The sequence below is a fragment of the Siminovitchia acidinfaciens genome, from assembly GCF_003605385.1.
GTDB lineage: Bacteria > Bacillota > Bacilli > Bacillales > Bacillaceae_C > Siminovitchia > Siminovitchia acidinfaciens.
Genome location: NZ_QYTV02000010.1, coordinates 54,533 through 73,052, shown reverse-complemented (window position 1 = coordinate 73,052; position 18,520 = coordinate 54,533). Strand labels below are relative to the sequence as shown.

Here is an 18,520-nt window from a genome sequence, read left to right as displayed (position 1 = left end):
CCCCGTACAATATTCATTTCGATTAGTATGTCGGAATTGTCAGTATACAAAAGCTGTTAATGAAGCTAGTAGAGATACAGGTAGAAATCGCAAGCTTTTTGAACCCGCTGACAGGGTTGCCCGGAAATCATATAATTGAGGCAAAATTAAAGGAAGTACTGCACCAGGACCGGTTTAGCGTTTTGTATTTTGATCTGGATAACTTTAAGGAATACAACGATACATATGGTTTTAAACGGGGGATGATCTCCTTCAAGCCACTGGAGAACTGCTAAAAGGTAATTTCAATCAGGAAAATACGTTTTTAGGGCATATTGGCGGAGATGATTTCATTGCTATTTTAAATGGCTTTGATTACGAAAATTGTTGTGAAAGAATCATCGAGGAATTCAATGAGAAGATTATTTCTTTTTATCATCCGATTCATTTTTCACAAAAGTATATAGTGCGGAAAACCGGATGGGTATTAAAGAAAAAATATCGATTGTTTCGTTATCGATCGCCGTTGTAACAAATCAAAGCTACCAATTCCGGAGCATAGAAGAGCTTGCTGAATATGCAGCCGTTGTGAAGAAAAGATGCAAGATGGTGGAAGAAAGCGTTTATTGTGTCAACTGCTAAGGCCAAGCCGCTTTTCCTATGCTTGGCCCGTAAATCATTATTTCACCTGTTGCTGCTTGATTTCGTTTATGATGCTCTCCAATGAATGAGCGATTCCTCTATCGTCCTTGAACATCACGTTTTTTGGTGAAAAATGCACGGGCGAGTTCAGCCCGGCGGCAGCAGATATTCTGAAAAGCGCCTTCCGGAGGGTAATAACATAATTTGCAGCACGGTGTTTTTTCTCATCGATGACGAGAGCCTTTTGCAAATGGGGGTCCGTTGTCGCTACTCCGACCGGGCATATGTTTGATTGGCATTTCAATGTTTGGATGCAGCCGACGGATATCATGAACCCTCTTCCAATTTGAACAAGATCCGCACCCATCGCTAGTGCTACAGCGATTCGGTCAGGGGAAAAAAGCTTTCCTGATGCAATAATTTTGACGCGGTCACGGACACCGTACTTGATAAGGGTTGCAACTAAAATGAGCAACCCCGATTTAATTGGGAGGCCGACGCTGTCCGCCAATTCCTGATAAGAGGCCCCAGTTCCACCTTCGCCTCCGTCAACTGTTATGAAGTCAGGGCCTCTGCCGGTCTCGCTCATAAACTTTGCCAATTCCACGGCACTGTCGTTACCGCCGATGACTATCTTGATTCCCACCGGCTTGCCAGTCGTTTCACGGATTTGATCAACAAAATCAAACATGGTTGGTACATCATGAAATTGATGGAAGCGGTTTGGGCTGTCCACTGATTTATAAGGCTCGACTTTTCGAATTTCAGCCACTTCCAGGTTTACCTTTTCCGCGTCTATATGGCCGCCACGGACCTTAGCCCCTTGGGCAAGCTTAATTTCAAAAGCTTTGACTTGCGAAATTTCACTTTTCCTTTTTAATTCGTCCCAATCCACTTCGCCGTATTTGTCACGGATGCCGAATAAGCCGGGACCGATTTGCATAATGATATCGACATCGCTCTCCAGGTGGTACGGGGACAGACCGCCTTCGCCGGTATTCATCCATGTCCCTTTTGCCATGGCAAGCCCTTCGGATAAGGCAGTAATTGCATTTTTTCCCAATGCTCCGTAGCTCATGGCTGACATTCCGACAAGCCCTTTCAGAACAAAGGGGTGCTCTAGATGAGGGCCGATGATAACAGCATCATCGTCGTGAAGCAAATATGCCGAGGATTCATCTACTTCAAGCTTTTCCACCCTCTGGGTAAAAAGGGGGTCCTTGATCAGCAGGTATTTATGAGTCAAAGCCATCGTTTCCGGATCGACTTTCAACTCTTCCGTCAGTTTAGGAAACATGTCATTTCTGACATAGTAGCCTTCTTCTTCAAAGTCTCTTCTTGATCCAAATCCGATTACATCACGCTTATATTTCGCACTTCTGACAATATGTTCATACTCATCTCGCGAAAAGGGTTTTCCCTCAGTATCACTGTTAAACCAATATTGGCGCATTTCGGGTCCGATTTTTTCAAAAAAATAGCGGACCCTTCCAAGCAAAGGATAATTTCTTAAAATGGAATGCATTTTTTGATTCCGGTCGAGAACGATCATATATAAGAAAAAAACAATGAGTACCGCCAGCACAAGGGCGCCAAACGTAAAAGCGATGATCATTAAAGTGTTTGTTATTTCCATATTGCCCTCCTAAATAAGTTACTCCTTGATGGGTATTTTGTCCTGAAATACTTTTTCTTATCAAGCAGAGTAATTAGTTAAATAACCTATATACAGCTTGCCCATTTAGTAGTAACATCAAGGAAACTGGACGGCCTTATTATTCTCATCCGGACAGGTTTGGATGAATAATATAAGATAAACAAATCCCGCGGAATAAAAAAGAAAAGGTGATGCTGATGAATGTGGTCAAAAGCTTACGGAATAAGCTGATTGGCCTGATACAGGCTATTAATCGCTATCCATTGACGATGCTCTTTTTGTTGGCTGCCGCTACAGTGAATGTGAATATGATTAATAATGAAACGGAAAATTATTTAAAATACTTGTTCACCTTTTTGATTGGTGCATTGCTGAGCGTGGTTGCGCAGCAAGTTTTTGAACGCTTTTTTACGAAGTTTAGCGAACGTGTCATGCTCATGGGTGGTGCGGTTGTTTTAACTGCCGGATATTTCTTTGCCATCCAATCCGCATCCACTTTTAACATGGAAATCGGTACGAAGACCGGTGTCACCATTTTTGCCTTGCTCATGGGTTTTATCTGGGTGCCATCCATCAAAAGCAAAATCACTTTTAACGAGAGCTTCTTGTCTGTCTTTAAGGCGTTTTTTATTACGGCTCTCTTTACAGCAGTTATTGCAGGGGGGCTGAGCTCTATTGTTTTTGCTGTGGATGAGCTTCTGTTTTCTCTCGACCATAAGGCAAACGCACATGTCATGAACATTGTTTACTCCTTGTTTGCGCCTATTTTCTTCTTGTCATTCACGCCTCCATATCCAGGTAGAAGGGATGCAGAAATTAAGGGCGAGGAGTTAGTCTGGCAAGAAAAGAAAGTAGCAAAGGCTGTGGACTGTCCGAAGACCTTGGAAATTTTGATTTCATACATTATCATTCCGTTGACGGCAGTGTATACGGTAATCCTTTTGGCATATGTCCTGTTAAACATCCGCGGAGACTTCTGGACGAATAATCTGCTGGAACCCATGTTGGTTACGTACGCCATTACGGTCATATTAGTTTATTTGCTTGCAAGCAATCTTGAAAATAGATTCGCCATTGTATTCAGGAGGGTCTTTCCAAAAGTATTAATTCCTATCGTGCTGTTTCAAACGATTGCTTCCGTTTTAAGGATCGGAGAGATGGGTCTTACCCACGGAAGATATTACGTCATCATGTTCGGAATTTTTGCTGTTATCGCAGGAGTCATATTCAGTTTTTTTCCGATCAGGAAAAATGGATGGATAGCTGCTGTATTAATAATATTTTCAGCAATTTCTATCATACCGCCGATTGATGCTTTCACAGTGAGCCGCACGAATCAGATCAATTTGTTGAAAAGCACGTTGTCAACAAACGGTATGCTTGAAAATGGGGAAGTGGTCCCCAATGCTGACATTTCTACAAAAGACAAGAAGACTATTACGAGAACGGTCAGTTATTTGAACAGCATGGATTATATTGACGACATTGATTGGCTGCCGGATAAGGTTTTTCATTACGATAACTTTAAAAACACTTTCGGATTTGAAGAGGTGTACGATGAAACAGGTCACGGGGGTGACAGCCAATTTGCCCACCTGGACTGGGACCGCAGCCCGACGGTTAATATCAAAAATTATGACCGCATGGTTCACCTGTATTTTGATCCTTATCAAAGGGAAAAAGATGCAGAGGCTGCAATTCCTGTTGAAATAGATAACAAAAATTACAAGTTGAAGCAAGTATCTGACGGGGAAGACATCTATCTGAGCATTGCTGATGATAAGGATCAGGAGCTGATCCGGTTTGATGCGAAGAAAGCTTTTGACCAGATCCTTGAAAATCAAACGGAACTTAAAGGAGAAAACGACAGTTTGACCGTTGAAGAGGCAACCGTGACTGAGGAAAATGACGCGGTCAGGATGAGCATTGTCGTTAATAATGTCGACTACTACAATTCCAATTATAATGCAGATCTTTATGTACTTATTCAGTTAAAATAGATAGCAGCGAAACGCCACAGTAAGATTGTGGCGTTTTTTTATCGTTTTCCGGGGCTGGCCAAGGCGTTTCGCAATATGCTTAGTCTGAATAAGAAGCTTGTCAATATGTAAATACTGTGACACTATATAATGTGTGTGGGGGTATTTCCCCATACGCTTTTTTGTATATTGATGCAATTGAATGAATAAATAGGGGGTAAGTGATATGTCCAATTTGCCTAATTGTCCGAAGTGCAATTCTGAGTATACATACGAAGACAGGGATCTGTTTGTTTGTCCGGAATGCGGGAATGAGTGGAGCGCGGAAGAGGCTGCGGAAAGCAGCGATGACCAAAAGCTGGTCAAGGATGCACATGGCAACGTGCTGCAGGATGGAGACACGGTGACAGTGATTAAGGACTTGAAAGTAAAAGGAAGTTCATCGGTCGTAAAAATAGGCACGAAAGTGAAGAACATCCGCCTGGTTGAAGGAGATCACGACATCGACTGTAAAATTGATGGATTTGGTCCGATGCAGCTGAAATCAGAGTTTGTTAAGAAGGCGTAATGGTCAAATGAAAGCAAAGCCCCAGTACAAGCATGAATTGGGGCTTTGCTTTTGATTTTTTATAGGGAAGCTGCATTGCATTCTTTAATCGTCTTTAATTTGTTGATTAAAGATAAATATAAATCTTTGACATCTCTTGAATCGGGAACTTTCCGATTCGTGGTAATTCCGTTTCCGCTTAACGCATCCTTCACCAAAACCGGGATACTTTCTTCAAGATCAACCAAATCGATATATTTCAATCCATCTTTCCAAATGTCGAAATGTTCATTTAGCTCATTTACATGCTTGACGGCACTTTCAGCAAGCTTGCTGCGGCTTTCTACCTCTTGAATTCCAAGGTTCTCTGCAATATCTCCGAACCTTTCCTCAGCTGCCTTTAAGCTGAACTCCATGACAAAAGGAAGAAGCAGGGAAACGCTCAATCCATGAGGGATATTGAATCTTGCGCCCAGTGGCCTGCCTGCGGCATGGGCCAAATTTGTAGAAGCGTTAGAAAAAGCTATGCCTGCATAGCAGCTTGCCATCAGCATTTCCTCTCTTGCTTCAAGGTCCATTCCGTTTTCATATACTTTTGGCAGGGCATTAGCAATTTTTGAAATGGCGAGTAGTGCATAACTATCGGTAATCGCTGTTGCGTTAGTCGAAACATAGGCTTCAATGGCATGGGTCAACGCATCCATACCGGTATAAGCGGTAAATTGCTTTGGCAAACTGCATGATAATTCCGGATCCAAAATAGCTGCATCAGGAATAAGGTCTCTATGCCCCGGGTTCATTTTATACTGCGTCTGGCTGTCAGTGATAACCATGACCTTTGTTGCCTCCGAACCTGTTCCTGCGGTAGTAGGAACAGCGATTAACGGAAGCCTTTTCAACCGGGTCTGTGAAGCGATCTCCTGCCACTGGATATTGGGATTTAAGGCAAACAGCGAAACTGCTTTTGCTAAGTCGATGGCGCTGCCTCCTCCGATGGCAACTACGCAATCTGCCCCTGTACCTTTCATCTTATTTAATGCTGCACTTAGATGATCAGTTGTAGGCTCCCCGCGGTAATCTGAAAAAAATGTGACTTCCAGCTGGTGCTGTTTAGCAATATTTTTGATTTTTTCATCATATGAATACGGCGAAGACACCAGAAATGCATCTATCACAATCAGTAAGTGCGTGCCTCCTAAATTTGATGCCACTTCTCCAAGCTGTTCAAGGCAAGTAGGGCCGATTTCAATTTGTCTTGGGAAAAATGCGGTTGACATGATGTACTCTCCTTTATATGTGTATTTTCATAGCGGGGGTTACGCCGCTCAGCACTGTTACTTCATAAACCCTACCAGCCACAAGCTGATATCTGGGATATATGTGACCAAAGCCAACACAACAAGCATAGTGACCAGAAGCACAGAGTTTCCTTTGATGACTTCTTCGATTTTCACCTTTGCAGTACTGGCGGCCACAAACAAGTTCACTCCTACCGGAGGGGTGACGAAGCCGATTGCAAGGTTGAAGATCATGATTAAGCCAAAGTGAATAGGATCTACTCCGATGGCAAGCGCCATTGGCAATAGAATCGGCGTTACGATAACAATGGCCGCCAAGGCTTCCATTACAAGGCCAACGAGTAGCAAGAAAGCATTTAACAACAGCAAGATAACAATTTTATTGTCACTTAAGGACAGAACAAACTGAGCGACAGTTTCTGCTACTCTTTCCAACGTGATCAAGCGTCCAAAAATGCTCGCCATTACAATCAACAAAATGATAATCGCGGAAGTGACGCCTGCTTTGGACAAGCATTGATAGAGAGATTTTAAGTTCAAATCTTTGTATATGAAAAAACCGACGATCAGTCCGTAGGCCGCTGCCACAGCCGCCGCTTCCGTCGGCGTCATGTAACCGCCGTAAATTCCTCCAAGTATGATCACAGGCACTAACAGTGCAAGCTTTGCATCCCATGCAGCGGAAAGCATTCTTTTCATATCGAATTTCGTATTTTCGCCGCGCCAGCCTTTTTTCTTGGAGATGAAGTAGGTTACGATCATTAATGCAAACCCTGTTAATATACCGGGTAAAATTCCTGCTATGAACAACTTAGAAATGGATTCTTGGGATACGACTCCATAAATGACCATGGGATTACTCGGTGGGATAATGACTCCAATGGATCCCGATGTTGCAACAATCGCAGTAGAAAAACTTGCGCTATACCCCTGTTTTATCATTGCTGGTATCAATATCGTACCGATGGCTGCAACGGTAGCGGGGCCTGACCCACTGATAGCCGAGAAAAACATACTCGTTGCAATGGCCACCAATGCCAATCCGCCTGGAAGATAACCGATGAGTTCATCCGAAAGCTTCAGCAGTTTCCTGATGATGTTTCCTCCACCCATGATAATGCCGGCAGCGATGAAGAAGGGGATGGCCATAATTGGAAAGTTATCGATACTTGTAAATGCCGTTTGTGGGAAAAAGTCAATTGGGATGGCGTCTGTGGCCAAGACCGTTGCCAGCGTGCTTACCCCGAGGGAAAAAGCAATCGGCATCCCAATCAAAATAAATAATATAAAATATCCGAACAATGCCAGAGTGATTTTGTGATCTGGCATAAGAATCGCCGGCGCAATAATCACCATAGCTATTACAGCACCCAAGACTCCATCTTTTAAATGAATTCCTTTCGTATCCTTGATAAATTTCTGTACAAGTCTAATCAAAATAAGAGTAAAGCCTATTGGGACTGCGCTGTACGGGACTGCCATCGGCATAGCCAGTGCAGGGGACGACTGGTGAGTCTCTAATTGGAATGTGATTAAATCGTAACCGTAACGAATCATGATATAGCTGAAATAAACCATGAATATGGTATTAGCTATATTAATTGAATTCCTGAGACCGGCCGACATCCTGTCCAGCAAAAAATTCACCTGAATTGATTCGCCTTTTCTGATGGCTAGGCTGGCACCGAGAAATGAGACAAAGATAAAGAGATAGCGGGAAATTTCTTCTGTCCATGTTGTAATATTGGCTATGTCTACAAAAGGAAGCACGTAGCGGTTGATCACCTGAAGGTTGATTAATATTATGAAAGTTAAAAATCCGGCAACGATGAGTACTTCCTCAAAACGCTGATCAATGACACTAAGCAGTTTATTGGATTCCCTCGAATTTTTTATATCCGGCGACTTTCCTTCCAGTTCTTCTACAGCAATTGTAGGTTCCACCTTCATCCTCCTCAAAGATAGGATTTTTCCTCAAGATTTCCTGTTTATTTAAAGATTTCTTCTTTTGATTTGCCAAGGGTTTCCAAGATAATATCGACATATTCAGGGTCTGCAATGCCAGGAACAACAAATTTGTCCCACACCGGTTCAGCTGTTTGTTTCCAAGTTCTCATTTCTTCCTCTGTCGGTTCATAAATTTCGATGCCGTAGTCAATGAATTGTTGTTTGGCCTCAGCTTCGCGCTCATTGGCCAGGTTTCTTTGCCACTCAACTGCTTCTTTGCCTGCGTCCATGATGAGCTTTTGCTGACTTTCATTTAATGAATCAAATAGCTCCTTATTCATGACAACGATGTCCGAGCTATAGTTATAATTAACTTCGGCAGCATATTTCAGGACCTCTTGGTGCTTTGTGTCCCAGAGCAGGGAATAACTGTTTCCTTCGCCTTCAACCGTTCCTTGCTGCAAGGCAGTGAAAACTTCAGACCAAGCGACCGGAGTAGGGTTGGCGCCGAATGCTTCGAAATCAGCTTGTTCAATCTTCGAGTTGGTGGTACGGATTTTCATGCCTTTTAGATCCTCGGGCAATTTGATGGGCTTTTTATTGTTTACAACCTGTCTAAATCCATAGTCAGGAAAGAAAATGACTTTGAATCCTGATTTCTCCATTTCTTCCCGGATAATGTCTCCAGGTTTACCATCGATAGCTTTGTAAACTTCCTCTTTGTTTTCAAAGATATAAGGCAGATCCCATGCTGTGAAGTAGTTGGTGAAGCTAGTCATGTTGGGGGTTGAGGAGCTGGCAAAGGCGATACTGCCCCTTTGGGCACTTTCGATTACTTCTCTGTCATCTCCAATGAGGCCGTCGTGATATGTTTCAATGATGATTTTTCCATCAGATTTTTCTTTGACCAATTCAGCAAACTTGCTTATTCCCTGTGACACCGGGTGATTGCTGGCTTTCGATTGTGCTACCCGAAAAGTTATCACTTCGTTTTGACTTGAGCCGAAGCTTTTTGCCAAAGCGGCATTCCCAAGCAGAACCAGTGTGATAAAAATCAGGAGAGCCAAAACAGGGGTAGCTGCACCCTTTATTATTTTCATTATTTTCCTCCTTTTTGATTGTCGGCGCTTTCATTTTTTACCTTTAGTAAGAGTTCCTTCTCGACTTGACTCTGAAGACGTACATATCCGGACGGTAGAGTCCAAAGTAAAATTCCACTGGGGAGCCGTATTGGTCTGTGATGATCCTTTCTACTGTTAGAACATTAGAGCCTTTGGGTATAGTTAGTAAATCTGAAATCCTTTCATCTGCATCTTCCGTTGAAATAAACTGTTCTGCTTCGAAAAGGTTGATGCCGATTTCATTTTCTAGCAAATCGAATATCGTTTCATTATGCAGGTCGTAATCAGTCAATTTTATGCCTATGTCCAATGGATAGAACTGTTTTTCAATGGCGATGGGAATGCCATCCGCGTACCGAAGGCGCTCGATTTTATATACTGCTGCATCGAATACCTCGATGTTGTGCTCGCTTTTTTCTATTACTTTTTCGCAAAGCAGCCGGCTTCCGGGCTTCATTCCCATTTCTTCGACAGTCTCAGTCAGGCTGTTCAGATTGGAAAGCGATTTATGGATTGGTTTCTTCTTGTTAATAAATGTCCCTTTTCCCGGTATTTTCTTTATGATGCCGTCAGAGGCCAATTTATTTATGGCTTGCCTGACAGTCGTTCTGCTAACAGAGAACATTTCCACCAGTTCTCTTTCACTGGGGATTTTTTCCTCATAAACTCCGGTTCTGATTTTCTTATCCAATATCGTGCTGATTTGAATGTGAAGCGGAATCGGCAGTTCCGTATTTATCAAAATTACACCTCCTTTTCAAAGCGGTAGTAATGTCTAGACCAGTTGAAGTAATATTACTAGAATTTAACCACCAATCAGAAGGGATATCAATATTTTTTGTCTATTTAGATTATTTAATTAATTTATTAGGTATATAGAAAGTGATAATAATTTAAGTGGAGGGTGATTTAAATGCTGGACCGTATAATCCTGTTATGAGTCCGCCGAATTTAAGGGAATTCATTAGTAATCCTTAATAAAATTTGTAGTTTTTAAGTTTGTATCATAAAATAAGTCTATTACTTTTAGTAACTTCATTGAGCTTCAGATGAAGGAGGATGACCATTGGAAATAGGCATAACGACATTTGTAGAGACGACACCTGACCCGGAAACCGGCGAAGTGATCAGCCATGCACAGAGGCTGCGCGAAGTGGTCGAAGAGATTGTTCTTGCGGATCAAGTAGGGTTGGACGTTTTTGGAGTAGGCGAGCATCATCGGAAAGATTTTGCGGCTTCGTCACCAGCTATACTGCTGGCGGCCGCCGCGCCTCAGACAAAAAGGATACGGTTGACAAGCGCGGTTACGGTGCTTTCCTCAGACGACCCTGTACGTGTGTTCCAGGATTTTTCCATGCTTGACGGAATATCAAATGGCCGCGCCGAGATCATGGCGGGTCGAGGGTCTTTCATCGAATCATTTCCATTGTTTGGCTATGATTTAAAGGATTACGATGAACTATTTGAAGAGAAGCTGGAGCTGCTATTGGAACTGTGCAAATCTGAGAAGGTGACTTGGAGAGGCGGACACCGCCCGGCCATCAACAATCTTGGGGTTTATCCACGGCCTGTACAGGATCCATTGCCTGTATGGATTGGCAGCGGTGGGAATACAGAGTCTGTCATTAGGGCAGGTCTTCTGGGGCTGCCGCTTGTTCTCGCGATCATTGGAGGCAGGCCGGTGCAGTTTGCGCCGTTAGTGGAAATTTATAAGAGAGCGGCCGCCAAGGCAGGGCACGACCCGTCTAAACTGCCAGTGGCTTCACACTCTCATGGCTTCATTGCGGAAACTACCGAAGAAGCTGCTGATAAGTTTTTCCCATCTACCCAGCAGGTGATGAATGTGCTCGGGAGGGAAAGAGGCTGGGGCCATTACGACCGGTCGAGTTTCGATGCGGCAAGGAGCTTTGAAGGCGCTTTGTATGTAGGTGACCCGGATACGGTGGCGGAAAAAATTATCCATCTTAGAAAAAACGTAGGCATCACCCGATTCATGATGCATGTGCCGCTTGGCACGATGCCCCATGACCAGGTTATGAGAGCCATTGAGCTGCTTGGAAAAGAAGTGGCACCGCGCGTGCGTGAGGAAATATCCCGGTGGGAAGCGGAGCAATAAATATGGCGCCTTTTGCCAGCTGAGCAAAAGGCGTTTTTGTGCTGATTATCATTGTCCTCGTTGAGCTAAATGCTCTTTAAAAATAGACTCAGCAATATTCTCGTTGACTAATCCAGTCATATTTAACAGCATCTTAATGAGTCTCCAAGTCCTTAATTGAATGGTTGAAAATATAACGACACCAATTTGCTCTTTTTTAAGAAACCCACAATACGTGTGGAATCCCATTGTTGTACCTCCATGATGCAGAAGCGGGGATTCGCTCCACTTTTTCTGTTCAATAAACCAGCCAAGCCCCATCTGAATTTTTTTCGAAGAGGATTTTCCGTGAATTTGATGAGTTAATTCTATAGCCTCATTTAAAGGGCTTTCTTTTAATCCCATTTGAAATTCTAAATAATTAAGCATGTCATGAATACTGCTTTTTAATGCTCCTGCTCCGTTAATGGCAGGAAGCTCCATATGCGGGAGTTGAACTCCTTTTTTATTATAAGACCTTACATAGCGGCTGTTTTGTTCTTCGGTCCCATGAATAAAAGTATCCTTCATCCCTAAAGGACTTAATATGTGTGACTGGATCGCTTCTTCATAGGTTGCCCCAAGTATTTCTGCAAGGGTGTTGCCCAAGAGACCCACACCTATATTGGAGTATCTCCACTTTTTATCTATCTCTCTATTTAGATCATAGTCTATAAAAAAATGGTGAAGATCATCTGCAGAAAAATGTTTATATGGATTGCTTTTATCCTGTTTATTTTCCTTGATTCTTTGGCGAATCTTTTTCATATCTTCTCTCGGGAGGCCGGATCTGTGAGTGGAAAGGTGCCGAAATGTTATCTCTTTCCCGTTAAATGCTAATGCATTTTGGTATTCCGATTTATATGATTTTATTGGCTCATCAAGTGAAATCAGCCCATCACAGACTAACTTTGCCAATAATAGGCTTGTGAAAGTTTTAGTAGTGGAACCAATTTCAAACAAACAGTCCCCAATTTCTGTATCTAAGATTTCGTCGTATGTTTTTCCTGAGGTATATTTTCCATCTTTTGTTACGACGCCAATGGCAATGCTTGCTTTTTTCGCGTTATCCAATTCTGCTTGAACAAGTGCATTTGAATGATTTGTAAGCAAAACTTTCCCCCTAGGTTTTTTTATTAAAAAAGAACGGGGCTCTCCAATTTAAGCCCCTTAGACAATGTTCCAGCTTTTCAATAACAAGAGGATCGCTTCTGCCAACTCTTCCTCCGGTATTCCCGCAAATCCCAATAAGATTTTTGGAGGGTATTCATCTTTTTTCTCCAAGGTATAGTACGAAAGGGGGTGAATTTTGACACTGGCTTCCAAAGCTTTTTGGACAAGCTCTTTTTCGTTCATCCCATTTTTTACAGCGAGGAGCATATGCAGCCCGGAATGTTCCCCAATCACTTCCACTTTATCTTGGTAGGGCTTTAAAACCTCTAACGTTTTTTCCAGTTTTTTACGGTATATTTTCCTCATCCTGTTTAGATGTCTCTCAAAGTCTCTTTCTCTCATAAACTGGGTTAATATATGCTGATCAATTCTTGACACGGAGCAATGATAGAAAGATAACGCTTCTTGTTTATATTTTTTCAGCAAAGGTTTTGGTAAAACCATATAGCTGATCCTAAGTGAGGGAATAAGCGACTTTGAAAAACTGCCCAAGTAAATCACTTTTTCGCTGTGATCCATACTTTGCAGCGATGGAATGGATTTCCCGCTATAACGGAACTCGCTGTCATAATCATCCTCAATGATAAAATGATGATCGCCGCTTGCTGCCCAATTCAAAAGCTTGATCCGGCGGTTGACCGAAAGTACGGACCCATAGGGGAAGTGGTGGGACGGTGTGACGTAAACAACATTGATGTTGGTATTTTCAATGGAATCCGTCTTAACACCCTCATCATCCACTTCAAGCGGATGCACTTTATGGTGTGAACTTTTTAATATATGTGAAATCACGTGGTAGCCAGGGTCCTCTACGCCATACACTGTTTTTTTATCAAACAACAGGATGAGCTGCTGCAGGAGGATGTCACTCCCGGCTCCGATTACGACTTGTTCTGGGGAGCACTGAACTCCTCTGGCATGATACAAATAATGGGCAATTTCCCTGCGGAGGTCCAGCTCGCCTTGCTTGTCACCCAATAAAAGCAAGGAGTGATGCTGCTGATCAATTGTATCTCTGGCATATTTTCTCCATTTATCAAAAGGGAAGTTCTTTGTATCAATCCATCCTGGGTGAAAGTGGTATTTCACCTTCTCCTTTTCTTCCACCAATTCATCTGTTACAGCTGCTTCATTTTGAACATATTCGAGGTCTTCATAGGCAAGAACAAAAAATCCTCTTCGCGGTAGGCTTTCAATATATCCTTCAGCAATTAATTGATCATAGGCAGTTTCTACTGTATTTTGGCTGACTTTAAGAAACTCGGAAAGTTTCCTCTTGGATGGCAGCTTGGAGCCGTATTCCAGGCGGCCTTCCGTAATTTCTTCTTTTATATATAAATAGAGCTGTTCGTAAAGCGGAACATCGATTGAACGGTTCAAGTTGCATGACAACATTTCCATTCTTTTAGCCTCCTAAAATATCTGACCCTGTCATTTTGGTGGAAACTGGTACTTTTAATAGAGTCACCTTATTTCTATAATAATGGCAAATGAATGAAAATACAACTTTGAATGGAGTGGGAAGCGTGACACAGGTAGTTAGCGAAAGAGCAAAGACGTTTTTGGAAAAGGTAAATGGTGGCGTAATCATGGATGTTGTCAACGCGGAGCAGGCAAGGGTTGCTGAAGCTTCAGGCGCTGTGGCAGTCATGGCATTGGAAAGGGTTCCTTCTGATATTCGGGCTGCAGGCGGAGTTGCAAGAATGGCAGACCCACGCATCGTTGAAGAAGTGATGAGTGCCGTTTCAATCCCGGTCATGGCAAAAGTCCGTATTGGCCATGTCGTTGAGGCTAGAGTACTAGAGGCGATGGGTGTTGATTTCATTGATGAGAGTGAAGTGTTGACTCCAGCGGATGAAGAGTTCCATCTTTTAAAAAGTGACTTCAGCGTGCCATTCGTATGTGGATGCCGTGATTTAGGAGAGGCTGCACGCCGTATCGGTGAAGGCACTGCGATGCTTCGTACGAAAGGCGAGCCTGGAACAGGAAACATTGTTGAAGCTGTCCGCCACCTGCGTAAAGTGAATGCACAAGTCCGCAAAGTGACAGCAATGAATGACGATGAACTTATGACGGAAGCAAAAATTTTAGGAGCTCCATACGAAATCCTCAAACAAATCAAAGAAGAGGGCAGACTTCCGGTAGTCAACTTCGCAGCAGGCGGGGTAGCTACACCGGCTGATGCAGCGTTGATGATGGAGCTTGGAGCGGACGGAGTATTCGTAGGGTCTGGTATCTTCAAGTCCGAAAGCCCAGAAAAATTTGCAAAGGCAATTGTTGAGGCGACAGCGAACTACACTGACTACGAATTGATCGGCAAGCTTTCAAAAGAATTGGGAGCTGCTATGAAAGGAATCGACGTCAACCAACTCAGCCTGGAAGAAAGAATGGCGGAGCGCGGCTGGTAATTAATTTTTATTACGGAACTAATAAAAAAACCGCAGTCATCATTTTCACTGACTGCGGTTCTTGCTTTAAATATCAAAATAGAGGAAGCATTTTAGGGTGAACCTCCACCCAAAAACAGATGGGGTTTTCGATCAATACCTTCAGATTTTCCAGTTTCAGCGACGCCTGCCTTGTTCTCGGAAGTTAAGGTGCAATTGAATTAAGCTCGCAGCTCATGTCCTTTTGTCCATATTGCAATTTCTGCATTATTAACAGTCAGATTCCAAAGCTTGGCTACGAGATGTCTATGCCTCTTCTTCTTCATTCACCGCAGCCATTCCGCCGGCTCCGGCCGAATCCTTGTCAGGGTGGGTAGGAAAAGGTTGCTGCGTAGCTTCATTCGGCTGTTCAGCATCTGTCGGTGCGTCGGACAATGGGTTTTTTTTGTCTTTCAGCATACGAATTCCTCCTTTGCTTCCCCGTGTTTTACTTTTTCCCCTTCTTTTTAACCGATAAACCGCGATCTTCCCGATTTCCCTGGGGGGTGAAAGTGGCAAACAATCCGGCAAGACTTCTAAGGTATGTTTCCTACATTATCCATTAATAAAATAAGCCAGGAAAATCACGATAATTGCCGCTGGTGCGATATATCGGACAAGGATTTTCCATAAAGCATGTAATGCTGGATTCATCCGCAGTTCATCGGCTGTCTCCGATTTTGTCAATACATATCCGGCGAACAGGGATACGAGCAGGGCATTGATCGGCATGCCGATTCTGCTTGTCAAAATGTCTGCGAAGTCGAAGAATGTTCCGCCTGGAAGCTGGACACCAGCTAATTTTCCAAACGATAAGGCGCTTGGAATCCCGACAAGAAAAATAAGTATACCGAATATCCAGGACATCGGGCGTCTCATGTCATATCTCTTTCGGATTCCGGTCGACACGACAATTTCCAACATAGCGATGGAAGATGTTAGTGTAGCAAATAGCATTAGAATAAAGAAAATAATCATAAACACGCTGCCAAGCGGAATTTCATTAAAGATGGCTGGCAAGATTACGAAAACAAGGCCCGGGCCTTCTTCGGGAGAATGGCCCAGCGCAAAGACCGCGGGGAAAATGACAAGTCCCGCCAGTAAAGAAATAAATATATTTAATATGGTTACGTTCAAGGCTGACTGGCCCAGACGCTCTTCTTTCGGCAAATAAGATGCATAGGTCATCATGGCGGTAACACCGACACTCAGTGAGAAGAAAGCCTGACCAAGAGCAAGCAAAAATGTTTTCCCTGTTAAAAAAGACCAATCGGGAACAAAGAGGAATCGGACTCCTTCCATCGCGCCTTCCAATGTCAGGGAACGGATGGCAAGGACAATGAAAAAGATGAATAACAGGGGCATCATCCACCGGCTAGCCCGTTCAATTCCGCCCTTGACGCCGCCTTGGACAATCCAAATCGTCAAAAACATAAAGGCTGCTTGGGCGATTAACACTTCAAACGGGTTCGTGATGACTGCGCCGAACAGTTCCCCATAATCTGTGTTGTCCAAACGGAACATCAACGCTCTCGCTAAATAGGAAAGAATCCATCCTCCCACCACACTATAGAAAGATAATAGGATAAAAGACGAGACCAGTCCCATCCAGCCGATCCAATGCCACTTTCCACCAGGAGCCAATAGCTTCAAGGATGTGACCGCGTCGTGTTGACCTCTGCGCCCGATGACAAACTCCGCCAGTAGGATAGGCAGGCCAATAGCCAGCGTTGAAAGTATAAATAAAAACACAAAGACACTGCCGCCATTGGTACCCGCCATGTACGGGAATTTCCAAATAGCGCCAAGCCCGATTGCGCTGCCCGCTGCAGCCAATATAAAACCGATCTTAGATGTCCACTGCTCTCGTTGTTTCATCAAAATCACTCGCTTCTTTACACAATGTTTCCATTATAGCTTTTTCAACTAGAAAAAAAAACTATTGTTTTAAGATAGCGGAGAGAAGAACTATATTATCGAAGCGTGGCCAGCATTTTCAATGTTCAGGCAGTATTTTGCAATGTTGGAAAGTATTTCAGATAAAATTTGAAAGTACTGCAGAGAAATACCGGGAACTTATAGAATTCAAAAAAAGCTGCCCTGAGGCAGCTCTTTCAAAGGTTTTCTGCTTTACTTTCATCAATGACTTGAAGCGTTTGCTCCTGAGCTTTTTCTTTGGCGATCGTTATGCCAAGATAGCCAAAAACGATGGCAATGACAGGCGATAATATGTTCAGGAAAGCATATGGGGCATATTCAAATGGATGCACCGCCAGTGTTGTCATCATGAAAGCTCCGCAAGTATTCCACGGGAAGAAGGAGGAGGTCATTGTTCCAGCATCCTCTAATGTTCTGGAAAGGTTTTTTAATTCCAGCTTTTTTTCCTTATATTTCTCTGCAAACATTTTCCCAGGTATAACATGGGATAGGTATTGGTCGGCTGCAATGGCATTGGAAAGGACGCATGCTCCTACTGTTGTAGCAATCAGGTTTCCTGTTGATTTGGTGAGCGAAAGAAGTTTTTCCATAATCGCCTGAAGCATTCCGGTTTTTTCCATGATTCCGCCATAGGACATGGCAATGATAATCAATGAAATCGTATACATCATTCCTTCAAGTCCACCGCGTGTTAGCAGGCTGTCGATCATTTCAACACCGGTTTCACTGGAAAAGCCAGCGTACATCACATTTACTGTATCTCCGAAGCTGCCTCCCTGCACGAAAACATGGAAGACGGAACCCAAAAGTCCGCCAATCATCATGCCAGGAAGGGCAGGCATCTTTAGGACCACTAGGAGAATGACAACTAAAGGCGGTATAAACAGCCATGGGTTAATTAAAAAGCTTTCGGAAAGTACGGTTTTGATCAATTGAATTTGTTCGGTATCAACAGCTTTATCCGCAAAGCGCATACCAAGCACGCCGTATATAATCAAGGCAATGATTAGCGCCGGTCCGGTTGTATAAATCATGTGCCCAATGTGCTTGTACAAATTGACGCCTACGATGGCAGGTGCCAGATTGGTAGTATCCGAGAGCGGGGACATTTTATCACCAAAATAAGCTCCGGAAATGACCGCGCCGGCAATCATTGCCATTGGAATGCCCAGACCTTGCCCGATTCCCAATACTGCTATGCCGACAGTGCCCGCGGTTGTCCAAGCACTACCGGTGGCGAAGGAAACGATTGAGCAAAGTAAGCATGTGGTGACAAGGAAGAAGGTAGGCGAGAGCAGATCCAACCCGTAATAAATCATTGTAGGTACGACGCCTCCGGCAATCCAGGTACCGATTATTACCCCTATAACCATCAAAATCAGAATGGCTTGCATGGCTATTGAAATACTCTGAATGATTGATTTCTCAAGGAAATCCCATTTGAAGCCGATGCTTAAGGCAACGATAGCGGCAACTGCCGTGCTCAAAAGAAGTGGTATATGTGCTTCGCCACCGAATTTAATGAGCGTAACAGCCAGGCTAACTACAAGAAAAACGATAGGGATGAGGGCCGCCCATAGGCTGACCTTTATTTTTTTGTCCATTGGTTCGTTTGTGTTTGTTGCTTTCATGATAGTCCCCCTGAATTGTATGTTTTGATAATCGCTAGTTAATTTTCT

16 protein-coding genes are annotated in these 18,520 nt (G+C 43.4%); 6 read left to right on the top strand and 10 right to left on the bottom strand.

The genetic code is table 11. The features are described 5' to 3' along the window. Positions 1–59: 59 nt before the first annotated feature. Both D4T97_RS21155 and D4T97_RS20600 read left to right on the top strand, forming a co-directional pair. Positions 60–275: a diguanylate cyclase domain-containing protein gene (locus D4T97_RS21155; protein WP_126052025.1), complete on the top strand. Its 216-nt coding sequence runs from the start codon at positions 60–62 to the stop codon at positions 273–275. Between the two features lie 184 nt (positions 276–459). Then, positions 460–621 carry a hypothetical protein gene (locus D4T97_RS20600; RefSeq protein WP_164525623.1) on the top strand — a complete coding sequence of 54 codons (162 nt, stop codon included), beginning with the start codon at positions 460–462 and terminating at the stop codon, positions 619–621. A gap of 37 nt (positions 622–658) precedes the next feature. On the opposite strand, the gene D4T97_RS17285 is transcribed toward D4T97_RS20600, so the two are convergent. After that, positions 659–2,257 (bottom strand): FMN-binding glutamate synthase family protein, encoded by a 1,599-nt coding sequence (locus D4T97_RS17285; protein ID WP_126052024.1) that lies wholly within the window; start codon positions 2,255–2,257, stop codon positions 659–661. Between the two features lie 218 nt (positions 2,258–2,475). Here D4T97_RS17285 and D4T97_RS17280 point away from each other — a divergent pair, with 218 nt between their 5' ends. Both D4T97_RS17280 and D4T97_RS17275 read left to right on the top strand, forming a co-directional pair. Continuing rightward, a complete protein-coding gene (locus D4T97_RS17280; protein WP_235872297.1) occupies positions 2,476–4,278 on the top strand; it encodes a DUF4153 domain-containing protein in 1,803 nt (600 codons plus the stop codon). Between the two features lie 205 nt (positions 4,279–4,483). Beyond that, positions 4,484–4,825: a zinc ribbon domain-containing protein YjdM gene (locus tag D4T97_RS17275; protein WP_126052022.1), complete on the top strand. Its 342-nt coding sequence runs from the start codon at positions 4,484–4,486 to the stop codon at positions 4,823–4,825. A 59-nt stretch (positions 4,826–4,884) separates the two neighbouring features. Here D4T97_RS17275 and D4T97_RS17270 read toward each other — a convergent pair whose 3' ends face one another. The 4 genes from D4T97_RS17270 to D4T97_RS17255 are packed head-to-tail and all read right to left on the bottom strand — an operon-like array spanning position 4,885 to position 9,912. Further along, positions 4,885–6,081 carry an iron-containing alcohol dehydrogenase gene (locus D4T97_RS17270; protein ID WP_126052021.1) on the bottom strand — a complete coding sequence of 399 codons (1,197 nt, stop codon included), beginning with the start codon at positions 6,079–6,081 and terminating at the stop codon, positions 4,885–4,887. Between the two features lie 57 nt (positions 6,082–6,138). Next, the gene (locus tag D4T97_RS17265; protein WP_235872296.1) at positions 6,139–8,046 is read right to left on the bottom strand and encodes a TRAP transporter large permease; all 1,908 of its coding nucleotides are present in this window, start codon (positions 8,044–8,046) and stop codon (positions 6,139–6,141) included. A 44-nt stretch (positions 8,047–8,090) separates the two neighbouring features. Then, positions 8,091–9,149: a TRAP transporter substrate-binding protein gene (locus tag D4T97_RS17260; protein ID WP_126052019.1), complete on the bottom strand. Its 1,059-nt coding sequence runs from the start codon at positions 9,147–9,149 to the stop codon at positions 8,091–8,093. Between the two features lie 43 nt (positions 9,150–9,192). Continuing rightward, a complete protein-coding gene (locus D4T97_RS17255; protein ID WP_126052018.1) occupies positions 9,193–9,912 on the bottom strand; it encodes a GntR family transcriptional regulator in 720 nt (239 codons plus the stop codon). Positions 9,913–10,236: 324 nt separating this feature from the next. On the opposite strand from D4T97_RS17255, the gene D4T97_RS17250 reads away from it, so the two are divergent. Then, a complete protein-coding gene (locus tag D4T97_RS17250) occupies positions 10,237–11,286 on the top strand; it encodes an LLM class flavin-dependent oxidoreductase (RefSeq protein WP_126052017.1) in 1,050 nt (349 codons plus the stop codon). A 48-nt stretch (positions 11,287–11,334) separates the two neighbouring features. Here the strand turns inward: D4T97_RS17250 and D4T97_RS17245 are convergent, their stop codons facing one another. Together D4T97_RS17245 and pdxR are read right to left on the bottom strand one after the other, a co-directional pair. Beyond that, positions 11,335–12,417 (bottom strand): serine hydrolase domain-containing protein, encoded by a 1,083-nt coding sequence (locus D4T97_RS17245; protein ID WP_164525622.1) that lies wholly within the window; start codon positions 12,415–12,417, stop codon positions 11,335–11,337. A gap of 57 nt (positions 12,418–12,474) precedes the next feature. Continuing rightward, positions 12,475–13,878 carry a MocR-like pyridoxine biosynthesis transcription factor PdxR gene (gene pdxR, locus D4T97_RS17240; RefSeq protein ID WP_126052015.1) on the bottom strand — a complete coding sequence of 468 codons (1,404 nt, stop codon included), beginning with the start codon at positions 13,876–13,878 and terminating at the stop codon, positions 12,475–12,477. A 125-nt stretch (positions 13,879–14,003) separates the two neighbouring features. Here pdxR and pdxS point away from each other — a divergent pair, with 125 nt between their 5' ends. Further along, positions 14,004–14,885, top strand: a complete 882-nt coding sequence (pdxS, locus tag D4T97_RS17235) for a pyridoxal 5'-phosphate synthase lyase subunit PdxS (RefSeq protein ID WP_126052092.1) — start codon at positions 14,004–14,006, stop codon at positions 14,883–14,885. Between the two features lie 285 nt (positions 14,886–15,170). Here pdxS and D4T97_RS20595 read toward each other — a convergent pair whose 3' ends face one another. From D4T97_RS20595 to nhaC, 3 genes are all read right to left on the bottom strand, one after another. Then, positions 15,171–15,323 (bottom strand): hypothetical protein, encoded by a 153-nt coding sequence (locus D4T97_RS20595; protein WP_164525621.1) that lies wholly within the window; start codon positions 15,321–15,323, stop codon positions 15,171–15,173. Positions 15,324–15,458: 135 nt separating this feature from the next. Beyond that, positions 15,459–16,781 carry a sodium-dependent transporter gene (locus tag D4T97_RS17230; protein ID WP_126052014.1) on the bottom strand — a complete coding sequence of 441 codons (1,323 nt, stop codon included), beginning with the start codon at positions 16,779–16,781 and terminating at the stop codon, positions 15,459–15,461. A gap of 236 nt (positions 16,782–17,017) precedes the next feature. Continuing rightward, positions 17,018–18,472: a Na+/H+ antiporter NhaC gene (gene nhaC / locus D4T97_RS17225; RefSeq protein ID WP_235872295.1), complete on the bottom strand. Its 1,455-nt coding sequence runs from the start codon at positions 18,470–18,472 to the stop codon at positions 17,018–17,020. Positions 18,473–18,520 lie beyond the last annotated feature (48 nt).